The sequence below is a fragment of the Rhizobium sp. No.120 genome (assembly GCF_054558365.1).
This window is the reverse complement of the sequence record NZ_BAAJNQ010000007.1, coordinates 59,862-75,468: the sequence shown is the minus strand read 5'-3', so window position 1 is coordinate 75,468 and position 15,607 is coordinate 59,862. Positions and strand designations below refer to the sequence as shown.

Here is a 15,607-nt window from a genome sequence, read left to right as displayed (position 1 = left end):
GTCCGTTGAAGCATTAGGCCGCGTCGGCGGCCAGAAGTTGCATGTCGAGGTGCTTGCCATTGTGGCCGGTGATTGCGACCTGCACAAGGTCGCGCGGGCGAAGGCCGGGAGCGGCGACAAGCGTGAAGTTTTCCGTATGCGCCAGCCCGCCATTCTCCACAAGCAGCCATTGCCGCGTGCCGACCATCTTGTCGAGATGCGCCTGATGCAATCTCTGTCCGGCCTCGCGCAGGCGGGCGGCGCGGTCTTTGATGAGGCCACGATCGAGCTGCGGCATGCGGGCGGCGGGCGTGCCGGGGCGCGGGCTATAAGGGAAGACGTGCAGATGCGCGATACCGGCCTCTTGCGCAAGTCCGACGGCATTGGCGAACATCTCTTCCGTCTCGGTCGGAAAGCCGGCGATCATATCGGCGCCGAAGCTCGTCTCCGGACGCAGACGGCGCACATCCTCGATGAAACGCATAGCATCGGCGCGCGAGTGCCGCCGCTTCATGCGCTTGAGGATCATGTCATCTCCATGCTGCAGCGACAGATGCAGATGCGGCATGAAGCGCGGCTCGTCGGCGATGAGATCCATCAGGTGCCGGTCGGCCTCGATGCTGTCGATGGAGGAAAGCCGCAACCGGTGGATCTCCGGGATCTGCTTCAGCAGCGTCTTGGCAAGCAGGCCGAGCGTCGGCGTTGCTGGCAGGTCGGCGCCATAGCTCGTGGCATCGACGCCGGTCAGCACGATCTCGCGATAGCCGCTCTCGACGAGATTGCGCGCCTGATCGACCACGGCACCCATCGGCACCGATCGGGAATTGCCGCGGCCATAGGGAATGATGCAGAAGGTGCAACGATGGTCGCAACCGTTCTGCACTTGAATGAAAGCCCGCACGTGGCCATCGATATGGCGGATCATCTGCGGCGCAGTCGCCCGCACACTCATGATGTCGTTGACGCGCAGCTTCTCTTCGGCCGACACACCGAAATCCGGCAGCGAACGATAGGAAGCGCTCTTCAGCTTCTCCTCGTTGCCGAGCACGGCATCCACTTCGGCCATTTCGGCGAAGGTCTGCTTTTCGGTCTGCGCGGCGCAGCCCGTCACGATGATGCGGGCATGCGGATTGTCGCGCCGCGCACGGCGGATTGCCTGCCGCGCCTGGCGCACGGCTTCGCCCGTCACTGCACAGGTATTGACCAGAATGGCATTGTTGAGCCCGGCTTTCTCCGCCTCGGCCCTCATCACTTCGGATTCATAGGTGTTGAGACGGCAGCCGAAGGTAATGACCTCGACCCCGCTCACCGCGCCTGAGCCCCCTGCTCCGGATCGCGCGAGAAGCTGCCGGTGACCGGATCGACGGTGCCGGACCATTCCCATTCGGCAGGCCCGGTCATGACCACATGGTCGTTGCTCTCGAGCCATTCGATGGTGAGCTTGCCGGGAGCAGGCGCGGAGGCGACGTCGATCGTCACATTGCGGCCGGTGCGGCCGGTGCGTGCGGCACTGACGGCGGCGGAACAGGCGGCGGAACCGCAGGCAAGCGTCAGGCCGGCGCCGCGCTCCCAGGTGCGGGTACGCAGCGAGGTCGGCGACAGCACCTGCGCCAGAGTGATATTAGCGCGCTCGGGAAACATCGGGTGGTTTTCAAGCAGCGGGCCGAAACGATCGAGATCGAAGGACATCGGATCCCTATCGACCCAGAAGATCGCATGCGGATTACCCATCGACATCGCCGAAGGAGAATGCAGAACGGGATTGTCGATCGGCCCGATCTGCAGCTCGATGCGGCTGGTATCGGCAAATTCCTCCGCAAGCGGGATCTTGTCCCAGGCAAAGACCGGCGTGCCCATATCGACAGATATCGTGCCGTCCTCATGCTCCTTGGCATTCAGGATGCCGGCGACCGTCTGGAAGGTGAACACCTTTTTGCCGGTTTCGGCCGCCAGCGCCTGCACGACGCAGCGCGTGCCGTTGCCGCAGGCCTGCGCCTTCGTGCCGTCGCAGTTCAGGATATCGATCCAGGCATCGGTGCCCTGCAGCTTCGGATCGTGGATCGCCATGATCTGATCGAACTGGGTGGCCGGATCGGCATTGAGCGCAATCGCCGCAGCGGGCGTCACCACATCATTGCGGCCGCGCATGTCGATAACAAGGATCTTGTTGCCAAGCCCGTTCATCCTCGCGAATTCGACCGTGTTACTCATGATGCCATGTCCGTCAGTGTTTTCGAGCTGTATATGGCGGAAATGCGGGCGAATTACCAGTGGTGCGTGAAGGACGGTATTATTAAGAATTGGATGAGCTTTCCCGGCCGTCTCGAACCACGAGGGCGGGAGGCTCGTCCTTTGACCACAGCGAAGACCTCACCCAGAAACCTTGACGGAATTCATTTTGAGAAAAAATCATCTATCGATGTCGGATTACCAAAAGCTGCCACGTCCTAGGCTCGTCCACTCCGTCACACCATAGGGATTATGACCATGCCGAACACCATACGCCTGCACCGCGTTCTGGCCACTAGCCCGGAAAAGGTCTATCGCGCATTTATCGAGGCCGACGCACTTGCCAAGTGGCTGCCGCCGAACGGCTTTGCCTGCAGCGTGCATCACTTTGAAGGAAAAGTCGGCGGCACGTTCAAGATGTCGTTCCGCAACTTCACAACGGGCGAGAGCCATTCCTTCGGCGGCGATTTCCGCGAACTCGTTCCCGGCGAGCTGGTGCGCTATACCGACAAGTTCGACGACCCGAACCTGCCGGGCGAAATGGAAGTGACCGTGACCTTGAAGAAGGTTCTCGTCGGAACCGAGGTCAACATCACCCAGGCCGGCATCCCCGATGTCATCCCGCCGGAAGCCTGCTATCTCGGCTGGCAGGAATCGCTGATCAATCTGGCGAAACTGGTTGAGCCTGAGATCAAGCAGTAAGGCTTGCTCGTGCAGCAAATGTCGCCAAAAGCCCTTCTTCCTTCAAGGAGAAGGGCTTTTGCTATGAGCGGCCACTAATCCTCAAACAGCTGGCACATCGAAAACTTCCCCCGCCCTGAGTGGACGAAACCGATCCGGCTCCACACCCTCGGCTTTCAAGGCCGCATCCAGCGCGTGAACGGGCGCATCGATGCCCTCGTCCGTCAGCTGGAAGGTCGCGAAGTGATGCCCGGCGACATAGGTCGCGTTGCAGAGCTTCATGCCCCTCACGGCTTCTTCCGGATTTTGGTGCTGCCCCTTCATGAACCAGCGCGGCTCATAGGCGCCGAAGGGCAAGATCGCGAGGCGGAAACCGCCATGTTTTTCCCGGGCAGCCTCATAATTGATGCCATCGTGAAAGCCGGTATCGCCGACATGGTAGATCTTGCCTGCTGGCGTGGTCAGCACGAATGCGGCCCAGAGCGCCATGCGTCGGTCGCCCATGCCGCGTGCCGACCAGTGATGACAGGGCTCGACATCGATCGTCACGCTGGCCCTGAGGGCGATGCTATCGCCCCAGTCGACAACAGTAATGTCGGCATCGGGAACGGCACGGCGGATAATCGTGTCGTTGCCGAGCGGCGTGACGATCTTTGGCCGGTGCACCTGCTGCAGGCGGGCAAGGGTCTCGAGATCGAGATGGTCGTAGTGATTGTGCGTGACGAGCACGAGATCGACATGCGGCAGGTCCTCGAAGCGGATGCCGGGCGGCACCACGCGCTTCGGCCCGACGGACCGGAAGGGACTGACCCGCTCCGACCAGACCGGGTCAGTCAGCACGTTCAGTCCTGCAATCTGCACCAGCATCGACGCATGCCCGACCATGGTCACCCGCATCTGATTGCCGAAGACATGCCGGTCGGGCTTGGCCGGCGGAAAGGCGCTGATGACGGGATTGGGCCAGCGCACCCGCCCGCCGCCGAGCTGCCAGCGCAAAAGATCGAACGCATTGCCCGGAGTGACACCACCAGGATTGAAGAAACGTTGGCCATCAAAGTGGTCGGAGGCCGGACCCTGATAATAGGGATTTTTCTTGGGCGAGCGCGATGAGCTTGTCATGGCTTATCCACCCCTTGCGCGTCTGTCGCCTCGCCAACGGGAAAGCCCGCTTTGGCGAACCATTCTTCGACCTCAGAACGCGTCAGCGCCTCCTCGAGCACGACATTCGCCGGCATTGCGAATAGCTGCGGCGTGAAGAAACTCGTGTCCCACAATGCTGCGCCTTCGACCGCAGGCGAAAGCAGGATGACCTGCCGGCCATCGATGCGCGAAATCGTCTCGACAGATGCTTCGCCGGAAATGTCGGCAAGGCCTGCCTCATCCGGCCGCACCGTCTGATAGCGCCACCAAGGCTCGTCATTGCCCTCTTCTGCTACGGTCACGCAGCGTGCCATATCGATAATGAACCGGTTGGGCGTACGACCGCCGGGCAATCTGTCGCCGAGGGCTGCCTGGATGAGCGTAAACAGATGAAAGCCGTTGACGATATTCTCATAGCGCAGACGAAAGCCCTGGCGGCTCGGCAGGTGCAGCATCAGCAGTTCGTCGCTGCGGCTCAGAAGCACCTGGCGGACCCAGGCCGCACCCGGCGTATAATCCTGCAACTCCGCAAGCTGCGCCATCAGCGCTTTGTTGCCGGCGGCAAGTGCGCGCTCCTGCGGCATGCCGGCAAGATGCGAAACTGCCGATTGGCCGAGCAGCTGAAAGGCATCCAGCAGCTGCCTTTGCCGAGGGCTAAGCTCCTTGCGGCCGGCAAAGCCGCGATGGATCTGCGGCAGCCACGCCAGATAGAGTTCCCAGACGGCCGGACCGCTGCGCTCCACCGCGCCGCCCTTCTCGACGATGGTCCCGAGCATATTGGCAAGAACGGCGGCCCCTGGTGGCGGCAAGCGGCTAAGCTCGCGCGCCGCCCGCGCGGCGATCTTCGGCTGGGCCTTGGCACTCGCGTAGAAGGCTTGCGCCGCCGCATTGAAACGGGTGTCGACCCGGCCACCGGCGTAAGCGCGACAGGCAGCGAGAAGATCGGTCAGGGCTGCATCATTCATTCGGAACGGTCTCGGGGAATCACTTGACGGCTGGGATCGATACAACAATTTGAAAGCGGTGATACGGTCAAATCGACATCCATATGGTGATGTCATCCGTGCATTTCAGGCATTTCGGCCGCATTGGGTTGACTTTGCCGGCCTTTTCCTGTTTATCGCCCGCAATCTGCGACGAGCACAAGCCTCCGAGCCACCGACCGGGACCCATTAAGGTATAAAGAGATCCCGGAGGTCAACACCCGACAGCGCGATGCGCCCTCGGGTGCTTTTTGGCTTTGCGTCTTGTTTTCGTCATGGAAAAGCACGACGTTTTCGGGCGAGGAACCGCGCAAACTTGCGCCAAGTCCAAATCCCAAGCGATCGATAAGGAAGAAACGATGTTTGAAAACCTCCAGGACCGTCTTGGTTCCATTCTGAATGGACTGACAGGCCGCGGCGCGCTTTCGGAAGCCGATGTTTCCGCAGCACTGCGCGAGGTTCGCCGCGCGCTGCTCGAAGCCGACGTGGCGCTGGATGTCGTGCGCTCCTTTACCGATCGCGTTCGCGAAAAGGCCGTTGGCGCCGAGATCCTGAAGTCGATCAAGCCTGGCCAGATGGTCGTCAAGATCGTCCATGACGAGCTGATCGAGATGCTCGGTGGCGAAGGCGTGGGTATCGATCTCAATGCGCCTGCCCCGGTCGTCGTCATGATGGTCGGTCTGCAGGGCTCGGGTAAGACCACGACCACGGCCAAGATCGCCAATCGCCTGACGAGCCGCGACCGCAAGAAGGTCCTGATGGCCTCGCTCGACACGCGCCGTCCGGCCGCGCAGGAGCAGCTGCGCCAGCTCGGCGTGCAGACGGGCATCGACACGCTGCCTATTATCGCCGGCCAGTCGCCGACCGATATTGCCGCACGCGCCGTGCAGGCCGCCAAGCTCGGCGGCCATGACGTCGTCATCCTCGACACCGCCGGCCGTACGCATATCGACGAGCCGCTCATGGTCGAGATGGCGGATATCAAGAAGAAATCCAATCCGCACGAAATACTGCTGGTCGCCGATAGCTTGACCGGTCAAGACGCCGTCAATCTCGCCCGCAACTTCGACGAACGCGTCGGGATCACCGGCCTTGTGCTGACCCGCATGGACGGCGATGGCCGCGGCGGTGCGGCCCTTTCGATGCGCGCAGTCACCGGCAAGCCGATCAAGCTGATCGGTGTCGGCGAAAAGATGGGCGAGCTGGAGGAATTCCATCCCCGCCGTATCGCCGACCGCATCCTCGGCATGGGCGACATCGTCTCCCTCGTCGAGAAGGCTGCCGAGAATATCGACGCCGAGAAGGCGGCTGCCATGGCCGCCAAGATGGCCAAGGGCAAGTTCGACCTTAACGATCTCGCCGATCAGCTCCAGCAGATGCAGAAGATGGGCGGCATGGGCGGCATTATGGGCCTGATGCCCGGCATGTCCGGCATGAAGGACAAGATGGCGGCCGCCGGCCTCGACGACCGCCTGTTCAAGCGCCAGCTCGCCATCATCTCCTCGATGACCAGGGCCGAGCGGGCCAATCCGGATCTCCTCAAGCATTCCCGCAAGAAGCGTATCGCCGCCGGCTCCGGCACCGATGCCTCCGACATCAACAAGCTTCTGAAGATGCACCGTCAGATGGCCGACATGATGAAGATGATGGGCGGCAAGGGCAAAGGCGGCATGATGAAGCAGCTGATGGGCGGCCTTGCCGGCAAGATGGGTCTCGGCGGCGGTATGGGCGGCATGCCCGACTTGTCGAACATGGATCCCAAGCAGCTCGAAGCCCTGCAGAAGCAGGCCGAAGCCGCCGGCCTCGGCCGTCCCGGCGGTCTGCCGGGTGGCTTGCCGGGTCTGGGCCTCGGCGGCGCCAAGCTGCCGGGCCTTGGCGGTGGTTTCCCGGGCCTTCCCGGTTTGCCGAAGAAGAAGTGAGAAGGATCGTTGACCCCCATGATTGATCCAGACGTAAAAGCCCAATTGGGCAACTACCGCCAGTCGATCGACAATATCGATGCCGCACTGGTGCACATGCTGGCTGAACGTTTCCGCTGCACCAAAGAGGTCGGCGTGCTGAAGGCCAAGTACGACCTGCCGCCGGCCGACCCGGCGCGCGAAGAATTTCAGATCGAGCGTCTGCGCCGCCTGGCAAAAGACGCCAATCTGGACCCGGATTTCGCCGAGAAGTTCCTGAACTTCGTCATCAAGGAAGTCATCCGGCATCATGAACAGATCGCTGCGGATTTCAAAGGGTAACCCCTGGCCGCATGATCCCGAAGGACGCAGGACGTTTTCGACGGGGATCACGCAGCAAGAAAAAAGCAGCGCGACGTAACCATACCGCACAACGAAGCGGTCAAGAAAAGCCTAAGGAGAATGAACATGGCACTGAAAATTCGTCTCGCCCGCGGTGGCTCCAAGAAGCGCCCGTACTACCACGTTGTTGTTGCCGACGCTCGCTCGCCGCGCGACGGCCGTTTCCTGGAGACCCTCGGCTCCTGGAACCCGATGCTTGCCAAGGACGACGCCAAGCGCGTTGAACTGAAGGTCGAACGCATCAAGCATTGGCTCGACCACGGCGCACAACCGACCGACCGCGTTCTGCGCTTCCTCAACGAAGCCGGCATCGCAAAGCGTGAAGCCAAGAACAACCCGGAAAAGGCAAAGCCGGGCAAGAAGGCTCAGGAGCGCGCTGCCGAAAAGGCACAGAAGGCTGCTGACGCCGCTGCTGCTTCCGAGTAATCGGACCCCGCATTGATTGAAAACGGGCGGCATGGCGACATGCCGCCCGTTTTTTGTTTCCCATCGGCAAATGTTCAGCCTATGAGAGAACCAACGACAGCGCCGCGCGTCACATGGGGTGAACAAAGGTCGCTGTAGCATTTTGGATCTGCTGCATAATCCCGGCAATCGGCGAAGAGACCATGACGAAACTGCAAAATCCGGTATTGATGGCCACGATCGGCGCTGCACAGGGCTTGAGAGGCGAAGTGCGTGCCCGCGCCTATACATCCGATCCGACCGCGCTTGGCGATTACGGCCACCTGCACAGCATGGATGGCCGCAGCTTCGAAGTTCTGGAAATCCGTGAGGCCAAGAACGTCGTGATCGTGCGCTTTCGCGGCATCAACGACCGCAATGCTGCCGAGGCGTTGAACGGGTTGGAGCTCTATATCGAGCGCGATAACCTGCCGGATGACGAGCTCGACGACGACGAATTCTTCTACACCGATCTCGAAGGGCTGGAAGCCGTCGACGACCAGGGCACCGGCTACGGCACCGTCAGCGGCATCTATGATTTCGGCGCCGGCGACTTGCTGGAACTGAAGGGGCCGGGCAAGCGCCCGGTGCTGATCCCCTTTTCCGAAGCCGCGGTGCTCGAAATCGATCTCGAGGGAGGCAAGATCCTGATCGATCCGCTGGCCGCCGGCCTAATCGATAACCCCGACGATCTTATCGGCAAGCCGGCAAAGCCGGAAAAGCCCCAAGGCAAGACGAAGAAGTAACCCTTATAGGGAAGTGCCCTCCTTAGGAAGTGATTGCGCCATGAGTTTCCGGGCGACCATACTGACGCTTTATCCCGAGATGTTCCCCGGCCATCTCGGCACGTCCCTTGCCGCCAAGGCAATGGAACGCGGGCAATGGTCTCTGGACACCGTGCAGATCCGTGATTTCGCGACCGATAAGCACCGCACCGTCGACGACACGCCGGCCGGCGGCGGCGCCGGCATGGTGCTGAAACCGGATGTGCTTGCCCGCGCCATCGACCATGCCAGCGAAAACGACAGCCGCCCCCGCCTGCTGATGAGCCCTCGCGGCAAGCCGCTGACGCAAAAGCGCGTGCGTGAGCTTGCAAGCGGCGACGGCGTCATCATCATCTGCGGCCGCTTCGAAGGCGTCGACCAGCGCGTCATCGACGGCCGCGGCCTCGAGGAGGTCTCGATCGGCGACTATATCCTTTCGGGCGGCGAGCCGGCTGCTCTCATCCTGCTCGATGCGATCGTCCGCATCCTTCCCGGCGTCATGGGCAACGACCTCTCCGGTCTGCACGAGAGCTTCGAAGGCGGCCTGCTGGAGCATCCGCAATACACAAGGCCACAGGTATGGGAAGGCCGCGAAATCCCTACGGTACTGACATCCGGCAACCACGGGGCCATCGCCAAATGGCAGAGGGAGCAGGCGGAGAAGCTGACGAAAGAGCGGCGGCCGGATTTGCTGGACAATAGTTGAGCAAGTAAATGCCATATAAGGCCGGGAAGCGTTTGGCTAACGCAACCCGACTGGCTCTAAGAGCCGGCCAGATCCGATCTATCTGAACCAGCTTGAGAGAAAGTCTGAAAGACTGCGCACCGTCGCGGGTATCAGCGTTCGATGAGGCAGCACCAGACTCAATGGAAGCGTTCGCATACTCCACTCAGGAAGGATCGCGACGAGTTCTTTCCTCACCAGATAGTCCGCTACAACGAAGGAGGGCGCCAAAAGCAGGCCAGCCCCGCGCAGTGCCAAGCGTAGCAAGAATTCGACATCGGATGCTGCGATCCTGCCAGTCAGCGAGACGTCTACATGATGTCCAGCAGCATCATTGAACCGCCAACTCCTTGGATTGGCGGTCTGCGTATAGATCAGGACCTGATGGTCCGCGATATCCCATGGAGCGGAGATCGGAGAATGCTGCGCGAGATAGGCCTCCGATGCGACCGGAATCAGGGGGAAAGCCGAGAGGCGTCGGGCAATCAGCCCGGATTCCTGCAGGTCTCCCAATCTTAGGGCCACATCATAACCCTCCTCGATGAGGCTGACGTTTCGCTCGGAAAGACTGAGCTCGACCGATACAGAGGGGTTCTCTTCGATGAACACTGCAATCGGCTCGGACAGCAACGCCGTCCCGAAAGCCAGTGGGGCTGCGATTTTGAGCATGCCACTCGGAGAGGATTGCCTTTGACCTGCTTCGGCATCGGCCAGCGCCACTTCCTCCAGAACAGCTACGCAGCGGCGGTAGTAGGCCTGCCCTGCTTCTGTAACATGCAAGCGGCGCGTCGTGCGATTGATGAGACGGACGCCAAGCCTCGCTTCCAACGACCTCAGGTGATGGCCCGCCATCTCCGCCGACATCCCGCAAAACTGCGCAGCCGCCGTTATGCTGCCGCGCTCCACCATCTGGCGAAAGACCGACATACTCGTCAGTGTATCGAGAGACATTCCGAAATCCCAATTCTGAATGTAATAAATAGCCGAAGAATTATCAGATATCGCTTCGTTTGGCATGTTGTCTTCATCAGAAACAGAGGACGAAGCATGAAAAACTATTCCATCAAAATTCGCGGTGCCAATCTCAATGTCGTCGAGGAAAGTGGAGATGGAACGACACTTGTATTTCTTCACTATTGGGGCGGCACGAGCAGGACCTATCTGCCGGTCATGCGGCTGTTGGCGGGCGATTTCCGCAGCATTGCCTTCGACCAGCGAGGTTGGGGCCGCTCGTCTAAGGAAGGTGATTTCTCTCTCTCCTCCTACGCTTCCGACACCTTGGCGCTCATGCAGGGCTTGGGACTGAAGAGTTACATTCTCGTCGGCCACTCGATGGGAGGCAAAGTCGCTCAACTCATCGCGTCCGAGCAACCGGAGGGATTGCTAGGCCTTGCGCTTTTGGCCCCGGCTCCCGCGAGCGCATTACCTGTTTCGGAGGCGCAGCGTCAAATGATGTTCGACAGCTATCAAAGCCGGGAGGGCATCGAGGCGGCGCTCAGTATCCTATCGAGAAGGCAGCTGGATGAAGAACTCCGTAAACAGGTGATCGAGGACACGCTCAGCGGCACAGCCGAGGCAAAAGCGACCTGGGTGCACGAAGGAATGGTGGCAGACATCTCTTCTTCGACCCGGCGAATCTCCGTTCCGACCACCGTCATCGTTGGTTCCGACGACATCGTGGAGACGGTGGGAAGATTGAGGCAAGAGGTGCCGAAAACCATTCCTCAGGCGATTTTCGACGTCCTGCCGGGACTCGGACACCTCGCACCCTTGGAGGGTCCCGCGGAGGTTTCCCAGGCGATCCGCCGTTTCGCTTCAAGCCTCGTTGTCTAGACTGCTGCGCAGAAGCTCGCCACAGTACAGGATCGTTAGGCTTTTGAAATCAAGGGGTGACAAACGCGTGACAATAGGGTATGTGCGCGCTCGGCATGGGAAATTTCCCATCAACCAGCAAAGAAGAGCAGACGTATTCGCTCCTGCCTGAACGGGCATATATCCGAGGCGAGATCTCCGGGTCCGATCAAAGATAGAATGATGAGCGCTCTGGCTGTTGAACCAACAACGAGGTTGATAACATGAACATCATTCAGCAGTTGGAAGCCGAACAGGCTGCCAAGATCGAAGCCAAGCGCACCCTTCCCGAATTTTCCGCTGGCGACACCGTTCGCGTCAACGTGAAGGTCACGGAAGGCAACCGTACCCGCGTTCAGGCCTATGAAGGCGTTTGCATCGCTCGCTCCGGCGGCGGCCTGCAGGAAAACTTCACCGTTCGCAAGATCTCCTACGGCGAAGGCGTGGAGCGCGTATTCCCGGTTTACTCGCCGATGATCGAAAGCGTCGAAGTCGTTCGCCGCGGTAAGGTCCGTCGCGCCAAGCTCTACTACCTGCGCGACCTGCGCGGTAAGGCTGCCCGTATCGTCGAAAACACTGGCACTCGCGCCCGCAAGCTCAACGATGCCGAGCGCCAGGCTCTGGCCGATGAGAAGGCACGCATCGACGCCGAGAAGGTTGCAGCCGCTCAGGCTCTCGCAGCCGAGAAGGCAGCAGCCGAAGCCGCAGAAGCAAAGGCAGCTGCAGAAGCTGCTGCTGCAGCCGAGCCGGCAGCAGAATAAGTTTCGATCCACTTGGGATCGCTAAGCTTGAAGGCGGCCCTCGGGTCGCCTTTTTGCTGTCCGGCTCACGCCCACAGGAAAGAAATTTTCTCCGCCAGCTCCCCGCTTAGAGTTGCTTTTCCATTTTTATGATCGCAGCCATGGCAATGGCCTTGCCATTCACTTTCCAAATATGACAGTTTTCCGCCAGCCTGGCGTCGGATGATTTCAGGTCGAATCGACCTGAAATCTGAATCCGCGCCAGAATCAAATAGGGAGAGCATGTTGTCGTCCGAAAACCGCTGACACTTTTCGGCATCATGCTCTAATCGGGGAGATTTTTATGGCATTCCGTCGTTCGTTCCTTCTGGGCCTTGGTGCCCTCGTGCTTGCACCTTTCGCTGCCTTCGCCGCGGACCTGCCGAACCTGAACGGCAAGACCGTCGTCGTCGTCACCGAGAATGCCTATCCGCCGCTGCAGTTCATCGACCCGAAGACGAACAAGGCGATCGGCTGGGAATATGACGCGATGAACGAGATCGCCAAGCGCCTGAACTTCAAGGTCGAGTACCAGAACACCAGCTGGGACGCGATGATCCAGGCCGTTTCCGAAGGCCAGTACAACATCGGCATGACCGGCATCACCATCAAGGAAGACCGCAAGCAGAAGGTCGATTTCTCTGATCCCTATATGCGCTCGCAGCAGTTCATGCTCGTGCGTGGCGACGAGAAGCGCTTCACCGATGCCAAGAGCTTCGCCGCCGTCAAGGAGGCCCTGATCGGCGCGCAGCCGGGCACGACGCCCTTCTACACCGCCGTCTATGAAGTCCTAGACGGCAACGAGCAGAACCCGCGCATCAAGACCTTCGAAACCTTCGGCGCGACAGTGCAAGCGCTGAAGACCGGAGACGTCGACATGGTGCTGACCGATGGCACGGCCGGCAAGGGCTACGTCGACGCTTCCAACGGCGGGTTAAAGCTGGTCGGCGGCCCGCTCGGCACCGAGGATTTCGGCTTCATCTTCCAGAAGGGCTCCGATCTCGTCGCTCCGATCAATGCCGCCATCGCCAGCCTCAAGGCCGACGGCACGCTCGACGCGCTGAACAAGAAGTGGTTCCTCGACTACAAGATGGGCCAATGAATTCTGAAGACCGATATATTGGAAGCCCGCTCTAATGGCGCCTTTGGCAGGCCCGGGCGGGCACAGCGGCAAGGATGACTTTCCCTGGTGGCTGGTCGCCCTCGCTATCCTCGGCATCGTCGCCTCATTCGCAATTGCGGCGAACGGCCTCTATGCCCAGATTTTCTCCCTTCTGCTGAATGGCATCGGCGTCACGGTCTTCGTGACGCTAGTTGCCTTTACGCTGGCCATGCTGCTCGGCCTGGCGCTGGCGCTGCTCGGCCTGTCGGATTTCCTCGTGCTCAGACAGATGGCGCGCTTCTATATCGAGATCGTGCGCGGCATCCCGATACTGGTGCTGCTTTCCTACATCGCATTCGTCGGTACGCCAGCCTTCGTCGCCGTCTATAACTTCGCAACGTCCCCGCTAGCCTCCGCCGGCTGGGCAAGCCCGCTTGTCACCCGCGACGTGCCCTTCGTCTGGCGCACGATTATCGCACTGACCATCGCCTATTCCTCCTTCATCGCCGAAATCTTCCGCGCCGGCATCCAGGCGGTGGACCAGGGCCAGATCGAAGCGGCAAAGGCGCTGGGCCTCAGCCGCTTTCAGCGCTTCCGCCTCGTCGTCTTTCCGCAGGCAATCCGCGTCATCCTGCCGCCGCTGTCGAACGATTTCATCGCCATGGTGAAGGACAGTTCGCTGGTGTCCGTACTGGGCGTCGCCGATATCAGCCAGCTCGCCAAGCTCTATTACTCGACCAATTTCCGCTACTTCGAAACGCTGTCGATCCTCGCCTTCATCTACCTGCTGCTGACGATCGGCCTGTCGCTGCTGCTCAGGCAACTCGAAGCCTGGATGCGCCGCCGCTCCGGCAGCGACCGCTCCGCCTTCCCCCGCCTAGCGGCGAGCCAGCCGCCAGGCGCGCAGATGTGATCGATATCGAGATCGTCACCGTACCGACACGGCCTATCGTCGCCATTGCCGAAGGTTTTGAAAATTGATATGAGCATGGCCATGAGTAAGATCATGAGCAAAGACGGACGATACGTCACGGCTTTCGTGCTGCAGGACCATAAGCGCCTGCCGGCACGTTTCTTTGCGATGATTTCGGGCGCGCTCAACAGCCGACTTCGCTGATCACACCCGAGGCCGGCGGTCCTGATCCGTCAACCCCCATCTTCGATAATGCCAATATGGATTTGTAGCCATGAGCGCTCCACGCACACTGTACGATAAAATCTGGGATGACCACCTGGTCGACGCCCAAGAAGACGGCACCTGTCTTCTCTATATCGACCGCCATCTCGTTCACGAAGTGACGTCGCCGCAGGCTTTCGAAGGTCTGCGCATGTCCGGCCGCAAGGTTCACGCGCCGCAGAAGACGCTGGCCGTTGTCGACCATAACGTGCCGACCTCGCCGGATCGCCACCTCGGCATCAAAAACGAGGAAAGTCGCATCCAGGTCGAGCAGCTCGCCAAGAATGCCGCCGAATTCGGCGTGGAATACTACTCCGAAAACGACAAGCGCCAGGGCATCGTCCACATCATCGGACCCGAGCAGGGCTTCACCCTGCCCGGCATGACCATCGTCTGCGGTGATAGCCACACCTCGACGCACGGCGCTTTCGGCTCGCTCGCCCATGGTATCGGCACCTCCGAGGTCGAGCATGTGCTCGCCACGCAGACGCTGATCCAGAAAAAGGCCAAGAACATGCTGGTGCAGGTCGACGGCCAGCTGCCGCCGGGCGTCACCGCCAAGGACATCATCCTCGCCATCATCGGCGAGATCGGCACCGCAGGCGGCACCGGCTATGTCATCGAATATGCGGGCGAAGCCATTCGCTCGCTGTCGATGGAAGGCCGCATGACCATCTGCAACATGTCGATCGAAGGCGGCGCCCGTGCCGGCCTGATCGCTCCGGATGAGGTCACCTTCGAATATATCAAGGGCAAGCCGCGCGCGCCGAAGGGCGAAGCGCTGGAACAGGCGATCGCCTACTGGAAGACGCTGAAGTCCGACGAAGGCGCGCATTACGACCGCATCGTCAAGCTCGATGCCGCAAGCCTGCCGCCGATCGTCTCCTGGGGCTCCTCGCCGGAAGACGTCATCTCCGTTCAGGGTATCGTTCCGAACCCGGACGAAATCCAGGACGAGACCAAGCGCGCCTCCAAGTGGCGTGCGCTCGATTATATGGGCCTGAAGCCGGGCACCCCGATGACTGAGATCAACATCGATCGCGTCTTCATCGGCTCCTGCACCAATGGCCGTATCGAAGACCTGCGCGCAGTCGCCAAGGTCGTCGAAGGCAAGACGGTTGCTTCCACGGTCAACGCCATGATCGTTCCGGGCTCCGGCCTCGTGAAGGAACAGGCGGAAGCCGAAGGTCTCGACAAGATCTTCAAGGCTGCCGGCTTCGACTGGCGCGAGCCTGGCTGTTCCATGTGCCTCGCCATGAATGACGACCGCCTGAAGCCGGGCGAGCGCTGCGCTTCGACCTCAAACCGCAACTTCGAAGGCCGCCAGGGCTTCAAGGGCCGCACTCATCTGGTCTCGCCGGCCATGGCCGCCGCCGCCGCGATTGCCGGTCACTTCGTCGATATCCGCGAGTGGAAGTGATCTGCTTCGATTGATTGACTGCAAAAGGCGGCCT

The 15,607-nt window shown here is 60.7% G+C and carries 18 protein-coding genes; 12 read left to right on the top strand and 6 right to left on the bottom strand.

Annotated elements, in window-relative coordinates; genetic code table 11:
- Window positions 1-13: 13 nt before the first annotated feature.
- Both mtaB and dapF read right to left on the bottom strand, forming a co-directional pair.
- A complete protein-coding gene (gene mtaB, locus ACYJRZ_RS19935) occupies window positions 14-1,288 on the bottom strand; it encodes a tRNA (N(6)-L-threonylcarbamoyladenosine(37)-C(2))-methylthiotransferase MtaB (RefSeq protein WP_459461809.1) in 1,275 nt (424 codons plus the stop codon).
- Window positions 1,285-2,190, bottom strand: a complete 906-nt coding sequence (gene dapF / locus ACYJRZ_RS19930) for a diaminopimelate epimerase (protein WP_459461807.1) — start codon at window positions 2,188-2,190, stop codon at window positions 1,285-1,287. Before dapF ends, mtaB begins: the two co-directional genes overlap by 4 nt.
- Before the next feature lie 276 nt (window positions 2,191-2,466).
- On the opposite strand from dapF, the gene ACYJRZ_RS19925 reads away from it, so the two are divergent.
- Window positions 2,467-2,910, top strand: a complete 444-nt coding sequence (locus ACYJRZ_RS19925; protein WP_459461806.1) for an SRPBCC family protein — start codon at window positions 2,467-2,469, stop codon at window positions 2,908-2,910.
- Between the two features lie 81 nt (window positions 2,911-2,991).
- Here ACYJRZ_RS19925 and ACYJRZ_RS19920 read toward each other — a convergent pair whose 3' ends face one another.
- Together ACYJRZ_RS19920 and ACYJRZ_RS19915 are read right to left on the bottom strand one after the other, a co-directional pair.
- Window positions 2,992-4,008: an MBL fold metallo-hydrolase gene (locus tag ACYJRZ_RS19920; protein WP_459461804.1), complete on the bottom strand. Its 1,017-nt coding sequence runs from the start codon at window positions 4,006-4,008 to the stop codon at window positions 2,992-2,994.
- On the bottom strand, window positions 4,005-4,994 hold the full coding sequence (locus ACYJRZ_RS19915) for a hypothetical protein (RefSeq protein ID WP_459461802.1): 990 nt from the start codon (window positions 4,992-4,994) through the stop codon (window positions 4,005-4,007). The genes ACYJRZ_RS19920 and ACYJRZ_RS19915 overlap by 4 nt, the downstream gene beginning before the upstream one ends.
- 377 nt (window positions 4,995-5,371) lie before the next feature.
- Between ACYJRZ_RS19915 and ffh the strand changes: the two genes are divergently transcribed.
- The 5 genes from ffh to trmD all read left to right on the top strand — a co-directional run bounded on the left by ffh (window position 5,372) and on the right by trmD (window position 9,226).
- Window positions 5,372-6,931, top strand: a complete 1,560-nt coding sequence (gene ffh, locus ACYJRZ_RS19910; RefSeq protein WP_459461800.1) for a signal recognition particle protein — start codon at window positions 5,372-5,374, stop codon at window positions 6,929-6,931.
- Between the two features lie 18 nt (window positions 6,932-6,949).
- Window positions 6,950-7,252 (top strand): chorismate mutase, encoded by a 303-nt coding sequence (locus ACYJRZ_RS19905; protein ID WP_092717298.1) that lies wholly within the window; start codon window positions 6,950-6,952, stop codon window positions 7,250-7,252.
- Window positions 7,253-7,378: 126 nt separating this feature from the next.
- A complete protein-coding gene (rpsP, locus tag ACYJRZ_RS19900; RefSeq protein ID WP_069614776.1) occupies window positions 7,379-7,738 on the top strand; it encodes a 30S ribosomal protein S16 in 360 nt (119 codons plus the stop codon).
- A 182-nt stretch (window positions 7,739-7,920) separates the two neighbouring features.
- The gene (rimM, locus tag ACYJRZ_RS19895) at window positions 7,921-8,502 is read left to right on the top strand and encodes a ribosome maturation factor RimM (protein WP_459461798.1); all 582 of its coding nucleotides are present in this window, start codon (window positions 7,921-7,923) and stop codon (window positions 8,500-8,502) included.
- 40 nt (window positions 8,503-8,542) lie between these two features.
- Window positions 8,543-9,226 carry a tRNA (guanosine(37)-N1)-methyltransferase TrmD gene (gene trmD / locus ACYJRZ_RS19890; RefSeq protein WP_459461796.1) on the top strand — a complete coding sequence of 228 codons (684 nt, stop codon included), beginning with the start codon at window positions 8,543-8,545 and terminating at the stop codon, window positions 9,224-9,226.
- Window positions 9,227-9,304: 78 nt separating this feature from the next.
- On the opposite strand, the gene ACYJRZ_RS19885 is transcribed toward trmD, so the two are convergent.
- Entirely contained in the window at window positions 9,305-10,195 is an 891-nt protein-coding gene (locus tag ACYJRZ_RS19885; protein ID WP_459461794.1) for a LysR family transcriptional regulator, read from the bottom strand.
- Between the two features lie 96 nt (window positions 10,196-10,291).
- Between ACYJRZ_RS19885 and ACYJRZ_RS19880 the strand changes: the two genes are divergently transcribed.
- Both ACYJRZ_RS19880 and rplS read left to right on the top strand, forming a co-directional pair.
- The gene (locus ACYJRZ_RS19880; RefSeq protein WP_459461792.1) at window positions 10,292-11,077 is read left to right on the top strand and encodes an alpha/beta fold hydrolase; all 786 of its coding nucleotides are present in this window, start codon (window positions 10,292-10,294) and stop codon (window positions 11,075-11,077) included.
- Window positions 11,078-11,319: 242 nt separating this feature from the next.
- A complete protein-coding gene (gene rplS, locus ACYJRZ_RS19875; protein WP_459461790.1) occupies window positions 11,320-11,856 on the top strand; it encodes a 50S ribosomal protein L19 in 537 nt (178 codons plus the stop codon).
- A 106-nt stretch (window positions 11,857-11,962) separates the two neighbouring features.
- Here the strand turns inward: rplS and ACYJRZ_RS19870 are convergent, their stop codons facing one another.
- Window positions 11,963-12,157: a hypothetical protein gene (locus ACYJRZ_RS19870; RefSeq protein ID WP_459461788.1), complete on the bottom strand. Its 195-nt coding sequence runs from the start codon at window positions 12,155-12,157 to the stop codon at window positions 11,963-11,965.
- 21 nt (window positions 12,158-12,178) lie between these two features.
- Here ACYJRZ_RS19870 and ACYJRZ_RS19865 point away from each other — a divergent pair, with 21 nt between their 5' ends.
- The 4 genes from ACYJRZ_RS19865 (at window position 12,179) to leuC (ending at window position 15,573) form a co-directional block, all read left to right on the top strand.
- On the top strand, window positions 12,179-12,976 hold the full coding sequence (locus ACYJRZ_RS19865) for a transporter substrate-binding domain-containing protein (protein WP_095433022.1): 798 nt from the start codon (window positions 12,179-12,181) through the stop codon (window positions 12,974-12,976).
- A gap of 34 nt (window positions 12,977-13,010) precedes the next feature.
- Window positions 13,011-13,889, top strand: coding sequence for an amino acid ABC transporter permease (locus ACYJRZ_RS19860; protein WP_459461786.1), 879 nt, complete (start codon window positions 13,011-13,013; stop codon window positions 13,887-13,889).
- 81 nt (window positions 13,890-13,970) lie between these two features.
- Window positions 13,971-14,093, top strand: a complete 123-nt coding sequence (locus tag ACYJRZ_RS19855; RefSeq protein WP_280117190.1) for a hypothetical protein — start codon at window positions 13,971-13,973, stop codon at window positions 14,091-14,093.
- A 70-nt stretch (window positions 14,094-14,163) separates the two neighbouring features.
- Window positions 14,164-15,573, top strand: a complete 1,410-nt coding sequence (gene leuC, locus ACYJRZ_RS19850; protein WP_112341428.1) for a 3-isopropylmalate dehydratase large subunit — start codon at window positions 14,164-14,166, stop codon at window positions 15,571-15,573.
- The last annotated feature ends 34 nt before the right edge of the window (window positions 15,574-15,607 follow it).

Excerpts from the sequence above, each read along its gene's own strand:
- dapF (WP_459461807.1), bottom strand. The coding sequence starts at position 2,190 with ATGAGTAACACGGTCGAATTCGCGAGGATGAACGGGCTTGGCAACAAG.
- ACYJRZ_RS19925 (WP_459461806.1), top strand. The coding sequence starts at position 2,467 with ATGCCGAACACCATACGCCTGCACCGCGTTCTGGCCACTAGCCCGGAA.
- ACYJRZ_RS19920 (WP_459461804.1), bottom strand. The coding sequence starts at position 4,008 with ATGACAAGCTCATCGCGCTCGCCCAAGAAAAATCCCTATTATCAGGGT.
- ACYJRZ_RS19915 (WP_459461802.1), bottom strand. The coding sequence starts at position 4,994 with ATGAATGATGCAGCCCTGACCGATCTTCTCGCTGCCTGTCGCGCTTAC.
- ffh (WP_459461800.1), top strand. The coding sequence starts at position 5,372 with ATGTTTGAAAACCTCCAGGACCGTCTTGGTTCCATTCTGAATGGACTG.
- ACYJRZ_RS19905 (WP_092717298.1), top strand. The coding sequence starts at position 6,950 with ATGATTGATCCAGACGTAAAAGCCCAATTGGGCAACTACCGCCAGTCG.
- rpsP (WP_069614776.1), top strand. The coding sequence starts at position 7,379 with ATGGCACTGAAAATTCGTCTCGCCCGCGGTGGCTCCAAGAAGCGCCCG.
- rimM (WP_459461798.1), top strand. The coding sequence starts at position 7,921 with ATGACGAAACTGCAAAATCCGGTATTGATGGCCACGATCGGCGCTGCA.
- trmD (WP_459461796.1), top strand. The coding sequence starts at position 8,543 with ATGAGTTTCCGGGCGACCATACTGACGCTTTATCCCGAGATGTTCCCC.
- ACYJRZ_RS19885 (WP_459461794.1), bottom strand. The coding sequence starts at position 10,195 with ATGTCTCTCGATACACTGACGAGTATGTCGGTCTTTCGCCAGATGGTG.
- ACYJRZ_RS19880 (WP_459461792.1), top strand. The coding sequence starts at position 10,292 with ATGAAAAACTATTCCATCAAAATTCGCGGTGCCAATCTCAATGTCGTC.
- rplS (WP_459461790.1), top strand. The coding sequence starts at position 11,320 with ATGAACATCATTCAGCAGTTGGAAGCCGAACAGGCTGCCAAGATCGAA.
- ACYJRZ_RS19870 (WP_459461788.1), bottom strand. The coding sequence starts at position 12,157 with ATGATGCCGAAAAGTGTCAGCGGTTTTCGGACGACAACATGCTCTCCC.
- ACYJRZ_RS19865 (WP_095433022.1), top strand. The coding sequence starts at position 12,179 with ATGGCATTCCGTCGTTCGTTCCTTCTGGGCCTTGGTGCCCTCGTGCTT.
- ACYJRZ_RS19860 (WP_459461786.1), top strand. The coding sequence starts at position 13,011 with ATGGCGCCTTTGGCAGGCCCGGGCGGGCACAGCGGCAAGGATGACTTT.
- ACYJRZ_RS19855 (WP_280117190.1), top strand. The coding sequence starts at position 13,971 with ATGAGTAAGATCATGAGCAAAGACGGACGATACGTCACGGCTTTCGTG.
- leuC (WP_112341428.1), top strand. The coding sequence starts at position 14,164 with ATGAGCGCTCCACGCACACTGTACGATAAAATCTGGGATGACCACCTG.